The 22,236-nt window shown below is 56.1% G+C and carries 24 protein-coding genes and 8 pseudogenes; 10 read left to right on the top strand and 22 right to left on the bottom strand.

Annotated features, from left to right (window positions below; translation table 11 throughout):
* Positions 1-31 precede the first annotated feature (31 nt).
* A complete protein-coding gene (locus FHS21_RS23705; RefSeq protein WP_183664357.1) occupies positions 32-850 on the top strand; it encodes an AraC family transcriptional regulator in 819 nt (272 codons plus the stop codon).
* Here FHS21_RS23705 and FHS21_RS23700 read toward each other — a convergent pair.
* The 4 genes and pseudogenes from FHS21_RS23700 to FHS21_RS23685 form a co-directional block, all read right to left on the bottom strand.
* A complete protein-coding gene (locus FHS21_RS23700; protein ID WP_312879920.1) occupies positions 843-1,283 on the bottom strand; it encodes a DUF2000 domain-containing protein in 441 nt (146 codons plus the stop codon). The two genes, FHS21_RS23705 and FHS21_RS23700, sit on opposite strands and share 8 nt — an antisense overlap.
* 13 nt (positions 1,284-1,296) lie before the next feature.
* Complete coding sequence (locus FHS21_RS23695; protein WP_183664353.1) at positions 1,297-2,529, bottom strand: MFS transporter; 1,233 nt, start codon at positions 2,527-2,529, stop codon at positions 1,297-1,299.
* 485 nt (positions 2,530-3,014) lie between these two features.
* The gene (locus tag FHS21_RS23690; protein ID WP_183664351.1) at positions 3,015-3,170 is read right to left on the bottom strand and encodes a hypothetical protein; all 156 of its coding nucleotides are present in this window, start codon (positions 3,168-3,170) and stop codon (positions 3,015-3,017) included.
* A gap of 41 nt (positions 3,171-3,211) precedes the next feature.
* Positions 3,212-5,025: pseudogene (locus tag FHS21_RS23685) on the bottom strand (helix-hairpin-helix domain-containing protein); the annotation flags it as partial.
* 53 nt (positions 5,026-5,078) lie between these two features.
* Between FHS21_RS23685 and FHS21_RS23680 the strand changes: the two are divergent.
* A pseudogene (locus tag FHS21_RS23680) lies at positions 5,079-5,489 on the top strand (LysR substrate-binding domain-containing protein); the annotation flags it as partial.
* 127 nt (positions 5,490-5,616) lie between these two features.
* Here FHS21_RS23680 and FHS21_RS23675 read toward each other — a convergent pair.
* Positions 5,617-5,766: a hypothetical protein gene (locus tag FHS21_RS23675; protein WP_183664349.1), complete on the bottom strand. Its 150-nt coding sequence runs from the start codon at positions 5,764-5,766 to the stop codon at positions 5,617-5,619.
* Positions 5,767-6,173: 407 nt separating this feature from the next.
* On the opposite strand from FHS21_RS23675, the gene FHS21_RS23670 reads away from it, so the two are divergent.
* Together FHS21_RS23670 and FHS21_RS23665 are read left to right on the top strand one after the other, a co-directional pair.
* Entirely contained in the window at positions 6,174-6,746 is a 573-nt protein-coding gene (locus FHS21_RS23670; RefSeq protein ID WP_183664346.1) for a hypothetical protein, read from the top strand.
* A gap of 105 nt (positions 6,747-6,851) precedes the next feature.
* Entirely contained in the window at positions 6,852-7,295 is a 444-nt protein-coding gene (locus FHS21_RS23665; protein ID WP_246411171.1) for a hypothetical protein, read from the top strand.
* 147 nt (positions 7,296-7,442) lie between these two features.
* Here FHS21_RS23665 and FHS21_RS23660 read toward each other — a convergent pair whose 3' ends face one another.
* On the bottom strand, positions 7,443-7,937 hold the full coding sequence (locus FHS21_RS23660) for a ferredoxin reductase domain-containing protein (protein WP_183664344.1): 495 nt from the start codon (positions 7,935-7,937) through the stop codon (positions 7,443-7,445).
* A gap of 32 nt (positions 7,938-7,969) precedes the next feature.
* On the opposite strand from FHS21_RS23660, the pseudogene FHS21_RS23655 reads away from it, so the two are divergent.
* Positions 7,970-8,116, top strand: a pseudogene (locus FHS21_RS23655) (Lrp/AsnC ligand binding domain-containing protein); the annotation flags it as partial.
* Between the two features lie 437 nt (positions 8,117-8,553).
* Here the strand turns inward: FHS21_RS23655 and FHS21_RS31240 are convergent.
* From FHS21_RS31240 to FHS21_RS23615, 7 genes and pseudogenes are all read right to left on the bottom strand, one after another.
* A complete protein-coding gene (locus FHS21_RS31240) occupies positions 8,554-8,676 on the bottom strand; it encodes a hypothetical protein (protein ID WP_281386146.1) in 123 nt (40 codons plus the stop codon).
* Between the two features lie 245 nt (positions 8,677-8,921).
* Complete coding sequence (locus tag FHS21_RS31645; RefSeq protein ID WP_376772196.1) at positions 8,922-9,206, bottom strand: NrsF family protein; 285 nt, start codon at positions 9,204-9,206, stop codon at positions 8,922-8,924.
* Positions 9,104-9,475: pseudogene (locus tag FHS21_RS31640) on the bottom strand (NrsF family protein); the annotation flags it as partial. The pseudogene FHS21_RS31640 and the gene FHS21_RS31645, both read right to left, overlap by 103 nt.
* Positions 9,476-9,625: 150 nt before the next feature.
* On the bottom strand, positions 9,626-9,781 hold the full coding sequence (locus FHS21_RS23630; protein ID WP_183664487.1) for a hypothetical protein: 156 nt from the start codon (positions 9,779-9,781) through the stop codon (positions 9,626-9,628).
* Entirely contained in the window at positions 9,717-10,076 is a 360-nt protein-coding gene (locus tag FHS21_RS31635; RefSeq protein WP_376772199.1) for a sigma factor, read from the bottom strand. The genes FHS21_RS23630 and FHS21_RS31635 overlap by 65 nt, the downstream gene beginning before the upstream one ends.
* A gap of 157 nt (positions 10,077-10,233) precedes the next feature.
* Entirely contained in the window at positions 10,234-11,145 is a 912-nt protein-coding gene (locus FHS21_RS23620) for a haloalkane dehalogenase (RefSeq protein WP_183664334.1), read from the bottom strand.
* Position 11,146: 1 nt separating this feature from the next.
* Positions 11,147-12,049 (bottom strand): alpha/beta fold hydrolase, encoded by a 903-nt coding sequence (locus FHS21_RS23615; protein ID WP_183664332.1) that lies wholly within the window; start codon positions 12,047-12,049, stop codon positions 11,147-11,149.
* 362 nt (positions 12,050-12,411) lie between these two features.
* Between FHS21_RS23615 and FHS21_RS23610 the strand changes: the two genes are divergently transcribed.
* The gene (locus FHS21_RS23610) at positions 12,412-12,690 is read left to right on the top strand and encodes an MOSC domain-containing protein (protein ID WP_246411169.1); all 279 of its coding nucleotides are present in this window, start codon (positions 12,412-12,414) and stop codon (positions 12,688-12,690) included.
* A 374-nt stretch (positions 12,691-13,064) separates the two neighbouring features.
* Here the strand turns inward: FHS21_RS23610 and FHS21_RS23605 are convergent, their stop codons facing one another.
* Positions 13,065-13,358, bottom strand: a complete 294-nt coding sequence (locus FHS21_RS23605) for a ScoMcrA-related endonuclease (RefSeq protein ID WP_183664328.1) — start codon at positions 13,356-13,358, stop codon at positions 13,065-13,067.
* A gap of 428 nt (positions 13,359-13,786) precedes the next feature.
* Positions 13,787-13,933 carry a DUF3037 domain-containing protein gene (locus FHS21_RS31630; RefSeq protein WP_183664326.1) on the bottom strand — a complete coding sequence of 49 codons (147 nt, stop codon included), beginning with the start codon at positions 13,931-13,933 and terminating at the stop codon, positions 13,787-13,789.
* A gap of 147 nt (positions 13,934-14,080) precedes the next feature.
* On the opposite strand from FHS21_RS31630, the gene FHS21_RS23595 reads away from it, so the two are divergent.
* Complete coding sequence (locus FHS21_RS23595; RefSeq protein WP_183664324.1) at positions 14,081-14,392, top strand: carboxymuconolactone decarboxylase family protein; 312 nt, start codon at positions 14,081-14,083, stop codon at positions 14,390-14,392.
* A 142-nt stretch (positions 14,393-14,534) separates the two neighbouring features.
* Here the strand turns inward: FHS21_RS23595 and FHS21_RS23590 are convergent, their stop codons facing one another.
* The 4 genes and pseudogenes from FHS21_RS23590 to FHS21_RS23575 all read right to left on the bottom strand — a co-directional run bounded on the left by FHS21_RS23590 (position 14,535) and on the right by FHS21_RS23575 (position 18,126).
* A complete protein-coding gene (locus FHS21_RS23590) occupies positions 14,535-14,759 on the bottom strand; it encodes a DUF2798 domain-containing protein (RefSeq protein ID WP_183664322.1) in 225 nt (74 codons plus the stop codon).
* Positions 14,760-14,845: 86 nt separating this feature from the next.
* Positions 14,846-15,814, bottom strand: a pseudogene (locus tag FHS21_RS23585) (D-2-hydroxyacid dehydrogenase); the annotation flags it as partial.
* A complete protein-coding gene (locus tag FHS21_RS23580; protein WP_246411168.1) occupies positions 15,807-17,159 on the bottom strand; it encodes an MFS transporter in 1,353 nt (450 codons plus the stop codon). The pseudogene FHS21_RS23585 and the gene FHS21_RS23580, both read right to left, overlap by 8 nt.
* A 61-nt stretch (positions 17,160-17,220) precedes the next feature.
* On the bottom strand, positions 17,221-18,126 hold the full coding sequence (locus FHS21_RS23575) for a halocarboxylic acid dehydrogenase DehI family protein (protein ID WP_183664318.1): 906 nt from the start codon (positions 18,124-18,126) through the stop codon (positions 17,221-17,223).
* A gap of 133 nt (positions 18,127-18,259) precedes the next feature.
* Between FHS21_RS23575 and FHS21_RS23570 the strand changes: the two genes are divergently transcribed.
* Positions 18,260-18,877 (top strand): TetR/AcrR family transcriptional regulator, encoded by a 618-nt coding sequence (locus FHS21_RS23570; RefSeq protein ID WP_183664316.1) that lies wholly within the window; start codon positions 18,260-18,262, stop codon positions 18,875-18,877.
* A gap of 83 nt (positions 18,878-18,960) precedes the next feature.
* Here the strand turns inward: FHS21_RS23570 and FHS21_RS23565 are convergent, their stop codons facing one another.
* A complete protein-coding gene (locus FHS21_RS23565) occupies positions 18,961-19,284 on the bottom strand; it encodes a hypothetical protein (RefSeq protein ID WP_183664314.1) in 324 nt (107 codons plus the stop codon).
* 88 nt (positions 19,285-19,372) lie between these two features.
* On the opposite strand from FHS21_RS23565, the pseudogene FHS21_RS23560 reads away from it, so the two are divergent.
* Positions 19,373-19,649: pseudogene (locus FHS21_RS23560) on the top strand (transposase); the annotation flags it as partial.
* A 142-nt stretch (positions 19,650-19,791) separates the two neighbouring features.
* Here the strand turns inward: FHS21_RS23560 and FHS21_RS30880 are convergent.
* Positions 19,792-20,214 (bottom strand): annotated as a pseudogene (locus FHS21_RS30880) (autotransporter outer membrane beta-barrel domain-containing protein); the annotation flags it as partial.
* Between the two features lie 35 nt (positions 20,215-20,249).
* Here FHS21_RS30880 and FHS21_RS23550 point away from each other — a divergent pair.
* A pseudogene (locus tag FHS21_RS23550) lies at positions 20,250-20,357 on the top strand (IS6 family transposase); the annotation flags it as partial.
* Between the two features lie 279 nt (positions 20,358-20,636).
* Here FHS21_RS23550 and FHS21_RS23545 read toward each other — a convergent pair.
* Entirely contained in the window at positions 20,637-22,229 is a 1,593-nt protein-coding gene (locus FHS21_RS23545) for a gamma-glutamyltransferase family protein (protein ID WP_183664312.1), read from the bottom strand.
* Positions 22,230-22,236: the final 7 nt, after the last annotated feature.

Genomic DNA, 22,236 nt, shown 5'->3' with positions numbered 1-22,236 from the left:
CAAGTCTCAACGGAGCGGATAGAATCAGCGCATGGCCCAGAAGACAAAGATGTGGAGGTCCCGGAATCTGAACGCAGAGTTTCTGTCTGGTCGATTCGCCGATTTCGCATATGACATGCATTCACACGACACCGCTTGCCTATCACTCATCACTGAAGGCGAGATCCGCATTCGGATGCGTGGTATGGAATTTACTGCCCGGAAAGGGGATCTCTATGCAATCGATGCCGACGTTGCTCATGCTGGCTGGCCGGTAGACGGGTGCGGATGGAGCCTCAAAACAGTTTATGTGGAAAGCTCAGCCATGAGGGTGTGGGCATTGCATGATGACAAACCGCTTGCAGAGGTTGGCATTGCAGGTCCAATTATACAGGACAATCGCCTCCGCGACGCCTTTCTGCGCCTTCACAGCTTGGCGGATGAGCAGGGTACCAGACTTGCTTATGATCAAGCGGCAGCTGACTTTGCCGACTACTTTTTGTCCCGCCATATCAGAGAGAGTGTCAATCTGCAGACCGACGGATTGGAAACGATCGGCGTTCGCAGGGCTAAGGAATTTTTGTCCTCCAACGTTACTGAAAAGGTTTCGTTAGCAGATCTCGCAAATTTTGCTGACCTGCCCCCATTTCGGCTCTATCGGGCTTTCCAGAGGGAAGCAGGAATGACGCCCCACGAATTTCAGCGCCAGGCCAGAGTTCGTGTCGCCACCGAAATGATACGCAACGGCGACTCCCTGGCCGACGTAGCCGCCGCCGCGGGCTTCGTTGATCAGGCACATTTCACCAAGACCTTCGTTAAACATCTGGCCATTACTCCGGGGGTCTACCGCGACATGCCAGTTGTTATGTAAGCAGGTCGAATTTACCTACTACTTTGCCTACGAGCTTTCTTGGCCCATAGACTCCGACACCAACGTAGGAGAGCGCTTCTGTGGGTACTTGAGATACAGCCCCCATGAAGGCAGCATAGTCGTTTGTCTGCTGACCCTGCACCGGAAAATCGACCACTGACAAGCCTCTGGCGATTGCTTTCTCTCGAACACTGTTCAGTTCGTCAGCGGCGGCGCCGAGAACCGAGATTCCGATCGGTATGAGACCGGGGTGAGCAAAGCCTGCTCCATCAACGAGGTCGGCGCCAGTGAGCTCGGCGTGCATCTTCCCCATTGTAAGCGCAATTACAGCCGCGGCATTAGCGCATCTGCCTACAGGCAAATTCTTATCAACGATGATCGTGCATCGAGCCGCTTCGATTTGCGCCTCATTTGCATCAGCGTTCTGAAACACCGTTCTTTCTCGTTCACTCTGCAGGCTGAGGGTGGGCGACGCCTGTGTTGGCAGCATTCTTGCCGGAGCGTGGATCAACAACCGAGAGAGCTAGGACGGCAGAAACCGCAGCAAGCCCAATCGACAGAACCCAAACCCAGTCGTATTTCATGAAAAGATCGAAGATATAGCCTCCCGCGAATGCGCCGCACGCGGCTCCGATGGAGTGTCCGACAGTCAGCAAGCCAACGATGAGCCCCAGATTCTGTTTGCCGAAATGGGCAGCGGAAAGCCCCATTGTTGCTGGGAATGTCGCGTAGAATGCCACTCCTACAAGAACACTAAACCCAAGCAGAAGCGTAAAGTTGTTACCGACATATAACGGGACCACAAAAGCTATACTGCGCAAGACATAGATCGCGACAAGGAGGGCACGCCTGTCGATCCGATCCGACAAGTAGCCGGCGGTCAGCATTCCCAAGAGGTTTAAGGCTGCGAACACTCCATAAGCAAAGCTGCTGGCAACGGGTGTGAAACCGCAGACTTCCGCGAACGGAATGAGATGAGTTTCAACAATACCAGTTGAGGTAAAACCACAGAAAAGAAAGCTCCAAAACAGACCATGGAACGCACGGCTCTTCAATACGTCCAGAGCCTTCAATTCCGTTACACGGCCTGCCGCCTGAATACCCGTCCGATCGCCTTTGATTAATACGAATGCAGCCACAGCCAAAGCTAACAATGCGAAGGCTGCAAAAGCGGCTCGCCATCCGACAATGCCGAAAAGCGCAGCCAGTCCTGGGATAATCGCAAGCTGCCCAGCCGTTGTCCCCGCAGTAGCTATACCCATTGCCAACCCGGGTCGGGAAGCACCGCTTCGCGCAACCAGGCTTGCCGCAACCGGCAGAGACGCCAAGCCAAAACCAACTCCACCTGCCACGGCGTAGCCCATCAAGAATTGCCAGTACGAGGACATGATACTGACGCTGGCCAAAGCCACTGCGAGCACCAATCCACCAGTTGCAAGCACGCGCCGCGCACCATGGCGATCGGCGTAGTATCCCGCCATGGGGACTACGATTGCCATGGTTATCAATGCAACTGATCCCGCTGCTGAAATATCGCTTTTCGTCCAGCTGAGATCGGTTATCCATCGCTGCATACCCAGTCCAAGTGACGAGCGGGCGGCAAAGGACACCGCGAGTATAGAAAACACAACGCCAATTGCCATGCGGGACGAATCGCGTGAGGGAACTTCATCGGTCATGCGGGCCAACGTAGGCTATCGTTCTGATCCGGTATTGTACCCTATTGCGCCCGCAACGCTTCGGAGCAGCGCTACAAGTCTTCCGACAGATCGGATTACGGCAGATTCCGCATCGGTTTTCGTCAAGATAAGATGGCGATCGCCCGCAGGGACACGAACTCTCGCAAATGAGACTCCTAGGGGCGGACGATTAGGGCCGTCCAAGAAGACCTTCCATGCGTCATGCCTGCCGGCTGGGTAGTAGGTCTGCTGATGGACAAGGATGAACAGCCTAGGCGGTTTTCCGTCTAAGTAACTCCGCCGATCCATTAATCACATTTTCCCCAGCTTCATATGAAGTGTAACGGAGAGTTGCGAAGCCGCCAGCGCCGCAACGTGCCAATGGAGCAAAATGGACTGGGCATCAAGCAAGTCAAACCGGGTGCCCACTAGGCGACATTCGTTATGCTATCCAGCGGCACCCCAAGCGAAGGTCGTACAGACGGTCAGCTCGTAAAAATACTGCGCTCCTCAAGCTTCACAGGGATCGGCGTCGGGAAAGAACCGAAAGCGGCGACACCCGAACTATTGATGGTGACCACTTTGCCGCTGAAGTTCTCGAATGCCCATACCGGCCCATCAATATCGTCGGCGAACTTCAAGGCTTGCTCCTGCACATCGCCTAGGCTACTGCCTCCCTTAGTCTGAGAAACGAGACCGGGTGCGCTCGCAAGGTGAGACCAGTGTGCGAGTAGTCCTCGACGACCTCCTGCCCTCCATCATCGATTTTAGCGCCACTTCAGGCTCCTGCATCTCGGCGATCACACTGGCTTGGCGCTCGGCAGCAGCCGCCCGAAGCTCCAAGGGTTCATCCCGGAGCGCTTTGATATTTCAGAGTGCCTGCCGCCGTTTCAGTTGCAGCGACGGTAGGAATGCATCAGCTTCGGCCAGCTTAACCAGTGACGACGGAGACACGCCGCTTCGTCGCCACATGTCATCGGCCGATACGAGCGGCTGTTCGGCACGCGCCAGGATAACTCGTGCGGCGTCGTTGGTGGACAATCCTCCGACAACACGCATGCCGAGACGAACAGCAAAGCGGTCGGAATTGCCGGTCCGTTCCATGGTGCAGTCCCAGCGCGAGCGGTTGACGCAGACCGGCGGACTTCGACCCCATGGTTTCGGGCATCCTGGACAATCTGGGCAACGCTGTAAAACCCCATCGGCTGACTGTTGAGCAGGCTTTCGCAAAAGACATCCGGGGGTGACACTTCATCCAGGAGCTTGCATAAGCAATCAGCGCGAAGCTCGCGGCGTGGCTTTCCGGGAAACCATAGCTTCCGAACCCTTCGAGCTGCGTGAAGGTCTTCTCGGCAAATTCACGCGTATAGCCATTCTTGACCATGCCTTCGACAAGCTTGTCCTTGAACTTGCTCACCCCGCTTGTGAACTTGAAGGTGGTCATGGCGCGGCGCAGCTGGTCGGCTTCGCCCGCCGTAAATCCCGCACATGTCATCGCAACCTTCATCGCGCTCTCCTGAAAAAGCGGAACGCCGAGCGTTTTGCCAAGTGCGGCCTCGAGCTCGGGCGTCGGATACTCGACCTTTTCCTTGCCCGCACGTCGCCTCAGATATGGATGCACCATGTCGCCCTGGATGGGTCCCGGCCGGACATGGCCACCTGCACGACAAGGTCGTAGAACGTGCGTGGCTTCAGGCGTGGCGGGTCCTCCTGCTCGACATCGGACAGGTCCATGGGAATGTTCTTGTGGTCGCGCAGCAGATCGAACGATTTCGCCATGCAGGTCAGCATGCCGAGCGCCAGCACATCGACCTTCATGAATTGGAGGGCCTCGATATCGTCTTTATCCCATTCCACCACCTGACGGTCTTGCATGGTCGCCGGTTCGATCGGCACCAAATCGTCCAGCCCGTCCTGAGTCAGAACGAAGCCGCCCGGATGCTGGCCAGGATGGCGCGGGGCGCCCATCAGTTGGGAAGAAAGGTCCAGCGCCAGCTCCAAGCGGTAGTCGGCGGTGTTCATGTTGTTTTCCTTTAGCCGCTTCTCATCCACGCCTTCCGACCAGCCCCAGACGCCGGAGGAAAGCTGGGTGATCAGGTCTTCAGGCAGTCCCAGCGCTTTTCCGACATCACGTAGCGCGCCGTTGGCGCGACAGCGGGTGACGGTGGAGCAGAGCGCCGAACGCGAGCGGCCGTAGGTCTAATATATCCACTGGATGACCTCCTCGCGGCGGGCGTGCTCGAGATCGACGTCGATATCCGGCGGTGCGTCGCCTTCCATCGACACAAAACGCTCGAACAGCAGGTCCCCCGTTTCGGGGTTGATGCTGGTGATACCAAGGCAGTAGCAAACGGCCGAGTTCGCTGCCGACCCCCTGCCCTGGCACAGAATGCCTTGCGACCGGGCAAACCGGACGATGCTATAGACGGTGAGAAAATACGGCGCCTATCTCATCACCCGGACGAGATCGAGTTCATGAAGGATCGCCTTGCAGACCTTGGTATCGCGGTGACCTGTTCCAATAGCAGCTTTACTGGCCGGTTGGAGCGCATCGCTTTGCTCTTTACGCGGCGGCGGACCACATGCTCGCCCGGATGCCTCAGGCGACGCTGGCGACGGATCTTGCAGATCTCGACATAATCACGCGTGCATACCTCCGGCGGGAGCGGCCGCTCCTGCGGGGTGGGCGATCAATGGGGATTGCGAATGATCTTGAAGCAAGTGTCGATCTCATCTTGAGTGGTCGCCTTGTTGGCATTCTTTCCGAACATTTTGCAAAGCCGTGGGTGACTACCGGCCAAATCGTCAGGCTGCCGACGTCGGTCGTGCCCGCACACGAGGAAACCTTTGTCGTCTACCGTTCGAAATCAAGGAATTTACCGGTGATTCAGACAATCGCCGAGGATGTCGTGAGTGCGTACACACGAACAAAGGGACGTGCGAGCCAGCCCGGAAAATAGTGTGGCTTTGTTGAATGGAGTAGAAACAGATGTTTCCACGTTCTACATCTCTCCGTCAACGCCGATCTCCCGAGCGTGGCCGCCGTCAGGCCACCATTGGTGCACGACACAGTATGGCAGGAACGTTCTAGTTCACGTGCTCAACAAGGGTCGTTGTGATCTGCACGACGTGGTCACCACCCTGCTTGAGCATTGCTTTGATCGCATGCTGGATCGGAATTGCCATCTCTCTGGCGGGGGCGGAAAGGCTACCCTTCTCAACTGCAACGAGTAGCATTGACCGGCCTCAAAAGCTATCCGCCGAAACTCCCAATGAACTAAAGAAGCAGTTTAATGCCTGGTCGTCTCATCGCGTTCACCGGCCACAACCGAATCTGTTGCAGCGGACTCGTGCGCGCAACCCTAATCCCACCTGAAAAACCGCCAGTGGTGAACACTGATGTTTCTGGAGTAGCAGATCGAGCGAGCGTCCGACAAAAAGAGACATTCAGATCGCCGACGGATCAGCATTGGCCTTCTCCTCCCCCTGCACTGCCGCCTCCAGCAGCATTTTCATCGAGGTTCTTGGGGCCTGCCAATTCGATTTCGTGCTGATCAGATCTAACAGTACCTTGCGATGAATCCCGTAGTGGTGCATTTTAGAACAAGCGAGCTAAAACGCAAGAATGCATTTGGGAAGTCTAGATGATCTTAGAGGTCAATGACGTTGTCGGCGCTGTGTCGGAGCTGGTTGGACGCGGCTACTTCGGCGAGTACCGGATCAAGGATGGGCAACTCTACGACCTCTCCGTCGATAAGCCTGTCCCGGTAAGCGACATACATGTTGATGTTTCCGTGCGATTCGAAAGCGATCCTGAGACTGGTAGTGGGACGAATATCTTCGCGATCTCCGACCGCAGCACCCATCAGAGGGGTCTTCTGGTCGATGCCTTCGACATGTTGGTTCAGGAGTGCTCAAAAGAGCTTTTCGAGCGCCTCAAGACAGGGCCCCGCGAGACTCTCAAGAGTGAAGAGAATGTGCCAAGTCGTTACGGACTTCGGAAGGTCTATAAGAGCGAGTTCGACGAAGATCCAGACCGCTTCGTTTTGCGGGTCGGCTTTCCGGACTTTCCTCCCTGCCCCTTTGCGCAGTCGTTCTCCGTCCTGGGTTTCGACACCGCCGAGCAGCAATATGTCTGGCTCGTGACCACTATCCTCCGGGATTCCCGGCTAACCCGCGTACCCTATCAGAACGCTGACACGCCGGATACTGATTGAGCAGGCGAATAACCTCCCGCAGTCGGGAACCAATCGTTGGATTGCAACACGACTCCAAGTTTATGAATGTCGGCGGGCCAGAAGGGTAACCACGAGGAGATGAAAATGGACAAACACCTTATTCGGGAAACGATGCTATCGTTGGAAACGAGCGCGCTCCAAAGCGCAAGGGAGAAATACCTGGACTATGTTGCCAGCGCGCTGCTCGACCGGAGCGAACCCATCGAAAATGACGAACAGGCCCAGGCCGAGATGGCGAGCCATCTTTCCGAAGCCCTAGACGACACCGTTCACGACCACACAGACAAAATCGCACAGTTGGAGATGATCGATTTCGGATCCAAGTCGAGGGTGGAAGAGGGAGCGCTCATCAAGCTCTCCGGTCATCATTTCGTTATCGCCGTCTCTACGGGAAAGTTCTCCTGCGATGGGCGCGAAGTCATGGGAATTTCAACTATGGCGCCGATCTACGCCGAGATTAAGGGCTTGAGGGCAGGTGAGAGCCTCCGGTTCAAGGGGAGGAAACTCGTCGTCGAAGAGGTTGCTTAGGAGCGCCCGTCCCCTGGGTGCTAGATAGCGGATATCGCTGCATATCCGCTGTCGCATAGCCTTCCGACGGTTAACGACCGGCTCATGGTGAGCGCCATCGTCTACGGGTCTCGTCGATTGTCCCCCGAGTGGATCAAATGAGCCAACCTAAGCACCGTACCGCTCCGTCTTGATTGAGGTCGTATCCATGCCGGCGGCAAGCGCGCCGTCCACAGCAACTTCGACGAAACTGTTCGAGCCGCAGATGAATATGTGGCCGGGCGGTGCAGGAAGCCTTCCGGTGACGTCGGCGACCATCGCTGCGTCGATGCGCCGGGCAAAGTCCGACCGGCGGGTCGTCGGTTCGCGCGTGAGAGCCAGGACAAAGGAGAAGCCGGGGTGGATCTTCTCAGCAGCTGATAGCTCGTCACGGAAGAGCACGTCGCGACGCGTCCTAGACGACAGGAGCAAGGCGGTCGGAGCAGCCTGTGCCGTAGCGTATCGGTGCCGGATCATCGCTGCAAGCGGGACGACGCCGGATCCGGCGCCGATCAAAAGCACCGGCTTTCTTGTGTCGTCGGGCCAAACGAAATGGCCTCCTAGCGGCCCTCGCAGCTCAATCTCGTCCCCCACCTGGGCGACGTCATGGAAAAAGGGGGACACCTCGCCGTCCGGTCACAGGTGAAAGCGCCATGCTACTTAAGGTAAGGACGCGGGACACGCAGGCGCTGGAAGACCTTCTCGAGCGGATCCATTCCATAGAGGGCTTCACCGGAACCCGCAGTTACATCGCCCTGTCGACCTACCTTGAGCGTGGGCCTAGTCCGGTTTCGACCGAGTGAGGCTGACGTGACAGTCGCAGGAACCATCACGTTGCTGGAGGACACCGATCGGACTGCCTTCATCCAACGGCCGGCTGACAGGGTGGTTACCATGATTCGGAGTAACGGCGCCGGCAGACAGAAACCAAGCGCCGAGATCAATGGCTTAAAGATCAGAGGAATATCAAGCTCAGAGATGGATTCGAAAATGTCGACTTGACCGCCAGACTCGATCACACGTTTCTCGACGTCGAGACCGCGGTGGACCCGTTCAGCTTTCGTCCGGGAACAGATGTGTCGCGTGGGTGATCGCTCTCCCAGCGCGGATGGCTGCTGAAACCAGCGTTGCCTGGGTTAATTGCTCGTCATTTGCTCCGGCAGCGCGAGCCGCCTTTGTATAAACTTCAAATGCAAAAAAGACATTGGGTTGTTAGCGCGACAGCGACCGTCATAAGCTGTTATTGCAGGGTTGTAAGAGCCCCGTCCGCGAAGACCGCTTTGTCAAATTTCCAGAACGCATTCATCGATTCCGGTGTTTCCCCCAGCTTTATCAAGCGGCTCAGATTTTTAATATCGAACATTTTGTACTCCTGTATTGCATGCAGCACGCATTCAATATTCGGTGTTTGGGCGGGGTTGATACGTCATCACGTCAGCGTGATTGTTGAAACAGCCGCTCGGCGGCGACGTGGACGTGAGGTTGCCTCCTCGAACGTGTAGAATCTGCGTGCCGATTGACAGAGAGGACATTTAACAACGCAATGATCGGCTGTTGGTTGGTAATGAATGACATTGACCTCCGGAAGCGGTTATTGCTCTACTCTCATCACCACCGGCAAAATCTGGCGAAATGGCTGCATCGTTCTGAGGCGAAATAGAGTCGCCATCTGAGTATTAACCGACCCATAAAAGCACCGGCTAATCCTCGGATCACAACGCCCAGCGTGTACCAGATGGCGACAAAGGGCATCGCGCGCTCGTCGCAGTGAACGAATAAATCAGTAGGGCGATCGCCATGGCCTTGGTTGGGCGCGTGCGCGCATGCCCTCGCAGGATCCAGATATTTCCCGCCAGCAAAGGGACCGATAACATTGCAATATAGAACGTACACACCTTTGGTGTGGCCGGCAATTATTAAAGCGGGTGTCATGGCCAGTTGGACACCGGAAAGCAAATAGTCCCGACTGTCGCAATGAACAGGACAGTGCTGAACCGCACGCTGCCAAGTGGATAGGCGATGCACTTGACTGCCGAGGCACCTGCAAGCGCGAGCGCCAATGTGTAGGCAAGCTTTAACCAGAACGGTATGGTGTCGGCCGCTGCTATGAGATCGGGGCGAGGCCCGGAGCCAGACGAGCATGAAAATGGTTGAAATCCCAATCTTGGTGCCAAGCCCGATACAGAAACGTTGAAGCGCGGCGGTAGGGGATACCAGTTTCAAATCGCCGGCCAGGCGTACGATCAGAACATTGGTCGTCATCGCACGTCCTTCCAGTTTATTGGCGATAGCCTTTATTCCCTGTATGCCATTTAGACCGAGGATTCCGACAGTCCGGTATTCTGCGCGACCTCGGCGATGGACTGGCATTCATTGGTGCGGTAGATGAGGGTGAGCGATTTCTCAGGATCCGTTTGCAGCAGCTCCTCCACGTCCATATAGTCGGCTCTCACACCGGACCTGGTCATGCGCAACCAGATATTCCATATCGTCGAGCGGTACCGTTGCTCGAATGCGATTGCGCCGGAAATGATCGATCAGCTTAAAGCGCCCGATTGCATGCAGCCAGGCGGAGAAAGGCAGGTCCGTTTCATATGTCGCCCGCCGCGCATGCAACGCCATCAGCGTCTCCTGCACAAGATCGTCTGCGTCGCCTTTATGTGCATCTGGAAGGCGCTGCCGAAAATAAAAACGAAGATGCTTTGCGACGTCATTCAAAAGAATGGCATAGCTACGTGCATCGCCATCCAGGCTTGCGAGCATCAATTGTTTCAGGTGCGTTTCGACGGACTGCACTCCGTTCATCTCCTTATTCGCGGCAAGTCCGAAAGGGTTACATTTGAAATGCAAATGAACCAATGGGCGAAAGCGTGATCCGCGCCGCCTGCTCGGTATAGGCGACGTGCCCCCTGACAAAAACTCATTTTGCGCGGTGGAATTGCAACTCAGCCATTCTGGCCATCCAGTCAACGATGGCCGTTCCGATCTCGTCCGGCGAATCCTCTTGGACAAAATGGATGCCTGAGACCTTCACCTCGGTCAAGTTCGGCCAGCTGCGCACGAGACCGACCAGATCCGGATTGACCAGGATTGCACCCGGTTCCACCTTGAAGAAGAGCTTGGGGATATCGGTCGTCCCCAGCCATGCAGCATATTCTTTAACGATCTGCGTCACGTCAGCGGGATCGCCATCGATGGGGATTTGCCGCGGCCACGTCAGCGTCGGCCGCCGGTCCTCACCGCGTCGCATGAACGGACGCCGATACTCCTCCATCTCTGCGTCGGAGAGGTCGCGCAGGATCGCGTTGGGAAGGATTTCTTCGATGAAATAATTGTTCTCCAGCACCATTTGCTCGCCGGCTCCAGAACGCAGCGCAACAAGCGCATCACGCATGCCCATCGCGTCCCAATGGTCTGCACCCTGTGGTGCGACGATCGCTTCCATGAACGCGATGCCCTTCACGGCGTCGCGATGTCGATTGGCCCAGTCAAAACCGAGCGCAGAGCCCCAGTCATGGACAACGAGGGTGACGCTCTTGCGCACCTCGAGGGCCTCCAATAGAGTCTCGAGATAGTGGCGGTGCTCGATGAAGCGATAGGTGCCAGGTCCGCTACCGGGTAGCTTGTCAGAGTCGCCCATGCCGATCAGGTCGGGAATGATGCAGCGGCCGAGTGGCTCCAGATAGGGCACGATGTTGCGCCAGAGATAGGAAGAGGTGGGATTGCCGTGCAGCAGCACGATCGGGTCGCCATCCCCCACTTCCACATAGGCCATGTCGTGGCCGTGGACCCGCTGCCGCTTCTTCTGATACGGAAATGCTGAAGAAATCATGTCATATTCCTTTCTCTGATGGGTTGCTCTGATCACGCGCTGTGCCTGCCGCTGGCGTCAAGAAGTTCTTGATATCGCGTGCGATCTCCTCAAAGTGCGTCTCCAGCGCGAAATGGCCGGTGTCGTAGAAGCGGACGACGGCTGCCGGCATGTCGCGCTTGAACGCTTCGGCGCCGGCCGGGAGAAAAAACGGATCGTTCTTTCCCCACACCGCCAGGAACGGCTGCTTGCGAGTGCGGAAGTAGTTTTCGAAATCCGGATAGAGCGCCACGTTGCTCTTGTAGTCACCGAAGAGATCGAGCTGGGCCTCGTCTGCACCGGGACGCGCGAGATAGTAGTTGTCCAGCGAGTAGCCGTCCGGTGAGACGCGTTCCTTCATGCTCTCCGGCAGGCCGTGCGTGTACTGCCAAACCGTGGTCTCGGGTGAGAGGAACGCACGCAGGCGGTTGTTTTCAGACGGTTCGTTCCAGTAGGCCTGGATCGGGTTCCAGCCCTCGCTCAAGCGTTCTTCATAGGCGTTTCCATTCTGGGCGATGATGCCGGTGACGCGATCCGGATGCCAGCATGCGATCCGAAAGCCTGTCGGCGCGCCATAGTCGAATACGTAGATGGCAAAGAGCTTTAGACCGATTACCTCGGAGAAGCGGTCGATGACCCTGGCGAGACTGTCGAACGAGTAGGTAAACTCCACGTGCGGGCGCAAGTCGGTTTGGCCGAAGCCCGGCAGGTCCGGGGCGACCAGATGGAACGTGTCAGCCAGGGCGGGAATGAGATCACGAAACATGTGACTGGCACTCGGGAAGCCATGAAGCAATAGGATCGTCGGTTTCGACCGGTCGCCAGCCTCACGATAAAAGACACCCAAGCCGTGGACATCAACTTTATGGAAACGCACCCTGGTCATCGGCTTCATCCTTCGCTGTAACCGTCCTAAAGATGTGTAACAGGTTGCAACAATAGGATAACCGGTCAAGATGCTTTTGTGAGGTTATAATGTAAGTTGCCTAATGCCCCATAAAACAAGCTAACAGAGGGCCGAGGCGAAGTCTGTTTCGAAATGGGAAATCAATGTTGAAGTTTTTGGAAATCGATGATGTCGCTTCAAGACGTGATAAGTTCTGAGCGGCGCAGATTCGTGATGAATCAGGCAGGAAAATAGACCGACGTCCCATCTGCGTTCCGTGGACGTTGGCCGACCGAGAGATGATCGCAAACGGTCGAATGATCCGCACCGCAATCTGGAAAGCCCCAGTAGGCGGCCGGGTGATGGCAAGGCATCTAAACATCGATGGTGATGAGCAAGCGCGGGGTATTGAAGGTCATGGCGGCGAACAGCGGGCGGTTCTCGTCTATCAGCTTCAGTCCTACCGGTTCTGGGAACAGTTCCTTTCGCGCGATCCGATGGAGTCGGGTCAGTTCGGGGAGAACCTAACTGTCGACGGCATCCTGGACGATGATGTCTGTATCGGGGATCGAATATCGTTTTGGACAGGAGCTTTCCAGAGGGCGGTCCGCACGGCCCTTCCCTGCCATCGGACCTCCTGAGGCATTCCGACATTGCGGATACAACGGGTCGCAATCGCTCTTTCTCCTGGCTGGAACAGCTATGGCGTTGACGCCGAACTCCCTCAGCGAAGACCAGGGACAAATACTTGCATCTGGAGGCTCAACGGGACAGCGTCGACGGCCGACCCTTCGCCATGGTCCGAGGTGAGACGATCCACACGGAAAAACTGCATGAAATAGCCACCGCGGCGACGTCATAGTTTGTCAACTGGATTCCTTTTGCCACGAGCAGAATACCCACTGTGGGGCGGAAATGGACACGAGCAACCAGCTGGTAGCTACAACTGCACTCACCTCAAGATAACGGGAATCGTCAAGACAGGCGAGCTATCGACCCTGACGATAGCGCCGTCTTACCTAGCTGGCGGTAGCTTCTCCTTGACGATGAATCCTAATTGTCCAAGCACCTTCACAGCGCCAGTTTTCCCACCCTCGAAGTCACTCGAGGCAAGTCGCTGGCCGGTTGCGAACTCATAGGCTGTTCCCAAGATCGCTTTTGGCGGATAAATGCGTCCTTCCCAAGACAGTTCGTAAGTCGTGGTAGGGGCGAAGCCGTGCTCCGAGAAAAAACGCTCTGCCCCCAGTCGGTCGTACTCCTTCATAGCACGCAACACGTCAGCATGGGTTACTTCCATCCAGGCTACCATGTACTCATTCCTCCGCTGTGTGCTCTAAGTTGATGCGGCCGAGATGCCGCGAATGATATCGCAATCCGTGACGTTAAGAGCGCTCGACGCTACTGAAACAACGCATCAAAATTACATTGCGCCCCGCGAGCGGCAACGGCAACCGCTTTTCCAAACTGCTCCCCACATGCCGGCGTGAAGGCGTCTCCTATAGGATGGGCCGCAGCATACAAGGTTGGTATATCCGCAATTCGATCTGTCTTTTGATTCATCCGGCAATTCAATATGAAGTGCTTTGAGTGTGGTTTCGAATGTCAAGCGAGCATTTCTCATCGCAAGAAACGAGTTTGAGTCAGGTCGACATAAAAGGTTTGAATCCCGAGTAAATATTTCCACCAGTTTTCTCTATGTGGGCGGCTTCGAACCAATAACGGGTCTTTTCAGAACGATCAATTGTCTGCACCAGTTGAATTAAATCCCCCAAACCGAATATCCGTACGGTCTGGATGGAATACCACCAGCCCGATGTTAACAGTTTCGCCTCGTATTCGGTCCGGTACAAGTCGAACGACCGCGTAATCATAGTAGGTTTCCATTTTCTATAAGGTCCCTAATTCTTGTTAACCGGGCCGCACGGTGCCATTGCCCCTGTTCCACCAATCTGTCGATCGGCCCGCAGAATCTACACGTTCGGAGGCAACCTCAAGCCCCGGTCGCCGAGCAGCTGTTTCAACAGTCACAAAATGTTCGATATGAAAAATCTAAACCGCTTGAAAAAACTGGACGAAAATGCCCCGGATTCAATGAATGCGTTTTGGAAATTTGACAAAGCCGTCTTCGCAGACGGAGCTCTTACAGGACAGCAAAAACAGCTTATAGCGGTTGCTGTTGCGCTAACAACCCAATGTCCCTATTGCATTGAACTTCATACGAAGGCGGCTCGCGCTGCCGGTGCAAACGACGAGCAACTTACCGAGGCGGCGCTGGTTTCGGCAGCCATCCGCGCTGGAGGAGCGATTACCCACGCCACGCATCTGTTTCCGGCCGAAAGCTAATCTCACACTCACCCGTCTAACATCACCGAACGCTCTCCTTCTAGTGAAGGAGGGCGCCCCGACTCCATACGAACGGGCTATGCTACTGACGAAAACGACAGCGCTTGGCTGTAAGGCAGAGGGGTCATGACGAGCACGAATGCTACTTCGTCAGACTGTCGGTCAGGCGGCGAATGGATGGCGCGGCAAGCACGACAACTGGCAGCATCAACCCCCATGAGATCATCCAGGAACTCATCCAGTGCTGCGTAAAACTGTGCTCGTCCAAGAACGGAAAACTGGCAATTGCAGCCGCTACCGCGCACGTTAACCCCGATTGCAGTATACCAAAAACAAAATGATGATAGCGGCGTGGAATTCTGGGCATGGCTCGATCACCCATTATAATTCACCACCAATCGAACGGCGTCTTGTGCTTCGCGTGAGTGTCCCTCCTGTCGTGCTCTTGGGTGTCACAAGATTTGTTGGAGTTCCGGATACGGCTGCCTCAATATTGTCGATGAGTTGGTCTGCAAGCGCTTGCATCGCTTCGTCGCTTGCCCAGGCAACATGGGGTGTCAGAATCAGATTGAAAAGTTCAAGCTGCAGCAACGCATTGTCAGCTGGTGGGGGTTCCATTGATAAAACATCGATTCCTGCACCCGCAATAATTCCCTCTTGCAGTGCAGCGGAAAGGGCGTTTTCGTCAATCAGTTCGCCTCGAGCAGTATTGATCAACAGCGCATTTCGCTTCATTCGTTTAAGTTCTTTGGCTCCGATCATATTCCGGGTCGAAGGAGTGAGTGGAACGTGCAAGGAAATCACGTCGCTCTTTTCAAGAATACCGTTGAACGAAGTTTTCGCCACGTCATTGTCGTGAAAGGGAGACGCGTCAAATGCCAGAACGTTCATCTTGAAGGCTCGACCCAAAGCAGCAACCGACCTGCCCAACGTGCCATAGCCAATCAGGCCCAGATTCGACCCCGCGAGTTCCTGCATGGAGTGCGAAAAATGGCAAAAGAATTTCGACCTGGTCCATTCGCCTTTTTCAATCGCATCCCGATGGAAGTTCAAGCTGCGCCGTAGCGCAAGAATCATGGCAAAGACATGTTCGGGCAGTGAATGGTTGGCATACCCTCTCACATTCGACACCGAAATACCCATCTGCGAGCAGGCTTCAATGTCAACTATGTCGGTTCCAGTCGCAGCCACGGCGACGAACTTAAGATGAGGTAACTGACTGAGAGTGGTCCTGGTCAGCGGGATCTTGTTTGTGATTATGATTGTCGCGTTGTGGGCGCGAAGCACGATATCTGCCGGATCGGTTGTCTCATAATCTTGCCAATGATGCGGAAATTCCGGCTTCCGCACTTTTGCCTGCAGGCTTGCCCTGTCCAAAAATACAATCTTTTCAGGAGTACGCAATCTCGTACGCTCATCCATGACGATAACCTTTGCCGGGTGCAGGAGAGGCTTTCATCCCAAGATCACAGCCTGCCGTTTCGGGAGCGAATGCCAGAGACAGAAGCGTGATCAGAGAGACGCCGATCAGCCATAGGGATATGGGCCATGAAGCTCCCGCAGTTGCGGCGATTGCTGCAGTTGCAATCAAGGGTGACGGTCCTCCCGCCACGATTGCTACAAGCTGAGCCCCAATCGACATACCGGAATACCTGACCTGAGGTTCGAACAATTCAGAGAAGTACGCAGCTTGGGGCGCATACATGGCAGACCAGCCGACTGATAGTGCCAGAACAACGGAAAGGGTTATCAATACGGGGTCGCCGGTTTGCAGAAGCCAAAAGAATGGAAAGGCGAAAAGCCCGGTAAACGCGGCTCCTGCCATGAATATTGGCCGACGCCCGAAGCGGTCAGTCAGGCTAGCAAACAAAGGAATCGTAACCATGGTGACAAGGGCAGCGATGACCACAGCCATGAGTATCGTGCCTTTACTCACGTTGAGATATTTCGTGGCGTAGGAAATGCTAAAGACACTGAAAATGAAGAAGGAGCCGTTTTCAGCGAACCTCGCACCTATCGCCAACAGTACGGTTTTCTTGTTCTTTTGCAGTATCTCAAGAGCAGGAAATCGCTTTAGCGCCCCCTTCTGCTCCATATCCGCAAAGACCGGGGTCTCTTCGATGCTGAGCCGGATAAACATGCCAACGGCGACAAGCAAGATACTGATCAAAAAGGGCACCCGCCACCCCCACGCTTCGAACGACTCCACAGGCATTGATGTAAACAGTGCCATAACACCTGTTGAAAGCACTAATCCAGCCGGGACACCCAACTGCGGCCATGAACTATGCCAACCACGTTGGTTTGCCGGGGCATGTTCGACGACCATCAAGACGGCTCCGCCCCATTCACCCCCGAGCGCGATGCCTTGAGCAATTCGCATCACTATGAGTAATGTGGGTGCCCAAAAGCCGATCTGATTGAAGGTTGGCAGCAGGCCGATCAAGAACGTCGAAACGCCCATAACCGTCAGGGTGATGACTAGCACGGTGCGCCGTCCAAGCCGATCGCCGAAATGTCCGAAGATGATGCCGCCGAGGGGCCTTGCCACAAAGCCGACGGCAAAGGTACCGAATGCTGCCATCGTCCCCGCCAGTTCGCTCGACTGCGGGAAGAATAACTTGCCGAAGACCAGGGCTGCGGCGGCCCCATAGATGAAAAAATCGTACCATTCGATAACCGTGCCAATAAAGCTCGACAAACGAGCTCTTTTCAACATGCCGGTTTGTCGGATCAGATGATCGCCTGATGCAGTTTCAATTGTCATTTCGTCCTCCCTTTTGTTGCAAAAAGGCGCCGGCGTTCCTCAAAACCGGCGCCTGCTTTTATCAGACTGGAAATTTGTTCTCGGTCGCGTCCTCAGCACCGCTGAACGCTTGTTTGAGCCGTATAATCGCAATCGTGATATCGGGGATGAAGCGGTTGTACATAAAGAGCAGTCCCGTCAAACCTGCGATCTGCTCAGCAGACAACTTGTCTGTCATGTCCCGCCATGCGACGCCGCCAACCTTATCGAAACCCTTAACATGCTCGCGAGCGATCTTGCGAATTCGGCGGGCAGTTTCATCATATTCCGCACTCAGCGCTACCGGATGGAGAGAGTCGCGTAGCGCAATTTCGAGATAATCCGGCCATGCTGCCAACGCGCGATAGTCGCTTGCTGGACCATGGTGGAGAGAAGCATCACGAATGTCACGAAGTACGATTTGTGTCCGCTCGTCGACCTCGTCGGGATCAAGCAAATTCAACTTCTCCACCCCTTTCGGCAGACCATAAGGGATGGCTTCTGCATCCCTGCCTTGCAGAGTGTTGCCGGACTGTCCACCGGCATCGCGACCATGCCATGCCTCATTCAAGGCAGTGATTAAAATGGCATACTTGGGATTGCCGTAATTTAGTACGTCCAATGTATGCTTGAGTTTATCGATTTTCTCATGGGTCCAGCCGTTCCTTAGAAGCTTTGGCGTAGGATTTGGCATTGCAGGCCCGGGGATGATCGAGTTCAGACGAACGAGATCAGCCCCCTCTTCCGCATATCGAGTGGAAATCTGCGGCTTCAGGGCTGCCCATGCTTCCGGAATGAAATGCTGGAACTGCGACATGACGCGAATGCCGAATGCCACCCAAGGGACGCGCAGCGTGTTGTGAATGTCTTCGTAAACGGCGGCGAGCTCACCAGAAGCCTCATGATGGTCCACCTGGGGGAATTTTGCGAGTATCGGGCGCTGCGTCATGATCTTTCCTCCTCTGCATAGCGACAATATAGATACGATAACGTAGCGTATCGTATTGCAAGAAGAGAATTTACGCAATAGAATTCTCTGTACGGCTACGTTGCCACATGCGAACGTAAACGAGGGTTCTGAAATGAGACTGATCCAAGCAGACGTATCGCGACCTGTGGTAGGGCGCCCACGCGATCCACGAACACAGCAAGATATTCTGAAGGCGGCGGCATCTATCCTCCTGGAAGAGGGCTACCGCGCGCTAACAATGGAACGGTTGGCCGTCCGGGCCGGTGTTGGCAAAACAACGGTGTATCGGCGTTGGAAGTCAATGTTCGACCTGGTTTCGGATCTCCTCGATGAGGCCAACAGCGCCTGGCCGATGCCGCAGGCAAAGTCAGACAATATTACTGACGACCTGCGAACATTATATCGCAGCTGGATTTCCGGAATGAGTGGAGCTGGCAAGATCATCCCGATCTTGATTGCGGAAGGCATCCAGAATCCGGAGCTTGCCAACCTCTTGCACCAACGATTTATATTGCCTCGCCGCCTACTGGCAGTGGCGATGATAGAACGAGCCATTTCCAGGGGGGAGATTTCCAGCGCTGTGGACAGTGGTACGGCGATAGACATGTTTATGGGGCGTCTTTGGTATCGGCAACTCATCACAGGGCAGGAGATCGGAGAGGATGACGAGAGCAAAGCAATATCGCTAATGCTGTGGGGACTTCGCGGAAACGGAAGCCGGCCTGATTGATTGCATGATCACGCGAAGCCCATCAACGACGAGACTTGGGACAGGTACCCTAGCGTCTAGAACCCGCAGTGCGGCCAAGTTATTCACGACGAACAGTTTTTGTAGGTCCAAAATCGGGGCACGCCCCACACTACATCCGCTCGAGGATTGTCCTTTTCGGCGAGTAGTCGCGCCAGAATTACGCCTGGGCTATCTCGCAGCCATGCGATCGTGACGTCGGGATGGGCTTTCTGGAATGCCGCTGCATAGGGAGCGAGTTGCTCCTTTTCGAGTGCGGTATAGACCGTTATGGTTTCGTTGGCGGAGGCCATTGGCATAGCAATAGCTATGCTTGCGCTTGTTAGCATGGCTAGCAGGCGGCGACGCGTCAATCGTAAACCCTGTGACGTTTCAAAAACTGTCCTCATTACGCTCCCCTTTTCTTTTCTTACGCCTTTATGGCGAAGCCTATTGTCGCTTTGCCTTTAATTCGGTTCTGCCTCAATTTCTGTGACGCGTACTTTGGCCACGCGTTTCAACGGCATCTTGCGAGCCGGCGTATCTGAGCCGCTGGACGCTTGGATCGAAGTCGCTATGGATTCGGGTCTGCGACCGATCGTGCGGTTCGCCAGAGTGCTCGGTCGAGACATCGATGCCGTTCGTAACGCAATCGAGCCACCGTGGAGCAACAGACAGGTGGAGGGGCCTGAAGACCCTAAAGCGCGCGATGTACGGCCGCGCTGGCGTCGAACTCCTGCGCGCTCGTATGCTCCCTTATCATCACAGAAATTGAGGCAGAACCCAATAAAGTGCAGTGCGACAGCGGTATCGAGGGTTCCCGCAGCAACGGCGGAGCTTCGGGCAGCCGCGCCGATGTTCAGCGTGCCAAAGCTGCCGACACCAGCTGCCAGCGTCGTCGACAGTGCCGAAACGACTCCTTGGTCCGCGACTGTTATCACGCCGGTGCCTCGGCCGCCGGCGACGAGGTCGCCGGAACCGGCCCATGAGGAACTCGTTCCCGACACTACAACCGCGCCGCTGGAACCTGAATTGGCACCGACAGTTCCGTCGACGCTGGTGACATCGCCGCCCGCTTCGACTTTTAGCGCAGCGGTTCCGTCAGAGCCGACGAAGAGGCTGCCGGAGATTAGCCATGAGCTGCTTGTTCCCGAAACGGTCACCGTGCCTGTGGCCCCTGACAAGGCACCGATAGTGCCACCCGTGTTGGTGACGGTGCCGCCATCAGCAATGCGTAATTCGCCGGTGCTAACGCGGCCCACCGTAAGGGTATCGGCGTTTTCCCATAAAGAATTGGGTCCCGATACGGAAACCGATCCTGCTGAACCCGCAATAGCCAATATAGCCGATATCGTTGGTGACGGTTCCGCCCGTTTCTCTCGGAGGCATCGAGATGGTTCACATGATGCGCAAGGGTCAGGGCCGTTTCGCCTACAATCCTGACCCGTCACTCAAGGACCAATTCGAGGCAATCGCCGCCTGATTTCCGTCGAGAGCCGGTCGACTTGTGATCGTTAAATATTTTGCAACAGAGCCCAGGCAAGTCGAGGCGTTGTTCGTATTCGCGGTGCCAGCCCCTCAGGGCATTCTTGGTTGGGTAACCAAGCTGACGAATGGTCGCCATGAGACGTTTGCCGAGCTTGATGTAGAGCTCGACCGCTCGGATCCTGTCTGCGTATGAATACATGAACTACCTCCTTGATAGTCCAAGTTTTCGTCCGCACCCCCTTATGCGCCTAACCGGCTCAGTTCCGCGTGGAAATCAACAGGCCAAGGCCGCTCCATCCTTGCGGGTGTCACTTCCTCCGGCATAGCCATCGTCCATGACATGGATCAGCTGCGCACCACCGAATGCAAAGCTGTTATCGGGTGTTTCGCGGACGATGACGTGCCCGAGTTCCGTGAGCTTTGCGAGGACCTCTTCGGCGATTCCCTGTTCGACGGCGACCTTCCGGCCGGCGACAAAGCGCCAACGAGGTGCGTCGCTCGCCATTTGCGGGTTCTGGCCGAAAAGCTGCGTCCGCAACAGCATCTGGACATGCCCTTGCGCCTGCATCGGGCCACCCATCACGCCGAAGGACATTTGCGGCAATCCATTTTTGGTGACGAAGCCCGGAATGATCGTGTGGAACGGGCGCTTGCGTGGTCCGACCACGTTGGAATGGCCGTGCTCGAGCGTGAAGCCGGCACCCCTGTTCTGAAGATGGATGCCCGTGCCCTCGACCACGACGCCGGAACCGAAACCTGCATAGTTCGACTGGATGAAGGAGACCATCATCCCCGTCTCGTCGGCCGCGGTCAGATAGACCGTGCCGCCGAGCGTCGGGGCGCCGGCGCCCGGATCCGCGGCTTGGCCCATATCGATATGCGCCGCGCGCTGCGTCAGGTAGGTCTTGGACAGGAGGTCGGCCACCGACAACCGCATATGGTCCGGATCGCCGACATAAGCATCCACATCCGCGAACGCGAGCTTCATGGCCTCGATCTGAAGATGCAGGGACTCCGCGCTATCGACCGGGTAGTCGGCAATGTCCGTATGTTCGAGTATGCCGAGAGCCATCAACGCGGCGATTCCCTGTCCGTTCGGCGGGATTTCATGAAGCTCGACATCGCGAAACCCGGTGGAGATCGTCCCGCACCAGTCGATCGTGTGCTCCGCCAGATCCTGTTGCGTGAGCACACCCCCATGCGCGGCGGCGGACGCGGCGATCTTTTCCGCGAGCACGCCGTGATAGAAGGCTTCACCCTTCGTTTCCGCGATCAGCCGCAGGCTTTCGGCGATCGCCGGATTGCGGAAGAGCTGCCCCGGCAGAGGCGCCTTGCCGCACGGGAGAAAGTGATTGGCGAATCCCGGCTGCTTGCCGAGACGGGCGCCACCGAGCGCCCAAAGTCTCGCAATCGTCGGAGACACGAGGAAGCCCTCGCGCGCATAGGTCAGGGCGGGCTCGAAAAGGTCCTCGAAGGGGAGCTTGCCGAAACGCTTCGAGAGGGCGGCCCAACTCGAGACGGCGCCCGGAACCGTTACGCTGTCCCACCCGGCTTCCGGCATCTTCGCCAGTCCTGCGAAACGCTCGGGGTTCCAGCCTGCCGGCGAGCGTCCAGACGCGTTGAGGCCATGAAGTTCCTTACCGTCCCAGACGATAGCGAACGCATCCGACCCGAGGCCATTGCCGGTGGGCTCCACGACCGTCAGCGTGATCGCCGCAGCGAGTGCCGCATCTACCGCATTTCCCCCCCGAAGTAGCATGCGGATGCCGGCCTGAGCGGCGAGCGGCTGCGAGGTCGCGACCATGTTGCGGCCGAAAGTCGGCACGCGATGCGTCGGGTAACGCGCATCGTAGGAAAAGTCTGTCATCGCAAAA

This window comes from Phyllobacterium trifolii, from assembly GCF_014192095.1.
GTDB lineage: Bacteria > Pseudomonadota > Alphaproteobacteria > Rhizobiales > Rhizobiaceae > Phyllobacterium > Phyllobacterium trifolii.
This window is presented reverse-complemented; position numbering and strand designations above follow the sequence as displayed.

Coding starts and splice junctions, on each gene's coding strand:
- FHS21_RS23705 (WP_183664357.1), top strand. CDS start 32: ATGGCCCAGAAGACAAAGATGTGGAGGTCCCGGAATCTGAACGCAGAG.
- FHS21_RS23695 (WP_183664353.1), bottom strand. CDS start 2,529: ATGACCGATGAAGTTCCCTCACGCGATTCGTCCCGCATGGCAATTGGC.
- FHS21_RS23675 (WP_183664349.1), bottom strand. CDS start 5,766: ATGCTACTCGTTGCAGTTGAGAAGGGTAGCCTTTCCGCCCCCGCCAGA.
- FHS21_RS23670 (WP_183664346.1), top strand. CDS start 6,174: ATGATCTTAGAGGTCAATGACGTTGTCGGCGCTGTGTCGGAGCTGGTT.
- FHS21_RS23665 (WP_246411171.1), top strand. CDS start 6,852: ATGGACAAACACCTTATTCGGGAAACGATGCTATCGTTGGAAACGAGC.
- FHS21_RS31240 (WP_281386146.1), bottom strand. CDS start 8,676: ATGTTCGATATTAAAAATCTGAGCCGCTTGATAAAGCTGGGGGAAACA.
- FHS21_RS23630 (WP_183664487.1), bottom strand. CDS start 9,781: ATGACCAGGTCCGGTGTGAGAGCCGACTATATGGACGTGGAGGAGCTG.
- FHS21_RS31635 (WP_376772199.1), bottom strand. CDS start 10,076: ATGCTCGCAAGCCTGGATGGCGATGCACGTAGCTATGCCATTCTTTTG.
- FHS21_RS23620 (WP_183664334.1), bottom strand. CDS start 11,145: ATGATTTCTTCAGCATTTCCGTATCAGAAGAAGCGGCAGCGGGTCCAC.
- FHS21_RS23615 (WP_183664332.1), bottom strand. CDS start 12,049: ATGACCAGGGTGCGTTTCCATAAAGTTGATGTCCACGGCTTGGGTGTC.
- FHS21_RS23610 (WP_246411169.1), top strand. CDS start 12,412: ATGGCAAGGCATCTAAACATCGATGGTGATGAGCAAGCGCGGGGTATT.
- FHS21_RS23605 (WP_183664328.1), bottom strand. CDS start 13,358: ATGGTAGCCTGGATGGAAGTAACCCATGCTGACGTGTTGCGTGCTATG.
- FHS21_RS31630 (WP_183664326.1), bottom strand. CDS start 13,933: ATGGAAACCTACTATGATTACGCGGTCGTTCGACTTGTACCGGACCGA.
- FHS21_RS23595 (WP_183664324.1), top strand. CDS start 14,081: ATGTTCGATATGAAAAATCTAAACCGCTTGAAAAAACTGGACGAAAAT.
- FHS21_RS23590 (WP_183664322.1), bottom strand. CDS start 14,759: ATGCCCAGAATTCCACGCCGCTATCATCATTTTGTTTTTGGTATACTG.
- FHS21_RS23580 (WP_246411168.1), bottom strand. CDS start 17,159: ATGACAATTGAAACTGCATCAGGCGATCATCTGATCCGACAAACCGGC.
- FHS21_RS23575 (WP_183664318.1), bottom strand. CDS start 18,126: ATGACGCAGCGCCCGATACTCGCAAAATTCCCCCAGGTGGACCATCAT.
- FHS21_RS23570 (WP_183664316.1), top strand. CDS start 18,260: ATGAGACTGATCCAAGCAGACGTATCGCGACCTGTGGTAGGGCGCCCA.
- FHS21_RS23565 (WP_183664314.1), bottom strand. CDS start 19,284: ATGAGGACAGTTTTTGAAACGTCACAGGGTTTACGATTGACGCGTCGC.
- FHS21_RS23545 (WP_183664312.1), bottom strand. CDS start 22,229: ATGACAGACTTTTCCTACGATGCGCGTTACCCGACGCATCGCGTGCCG.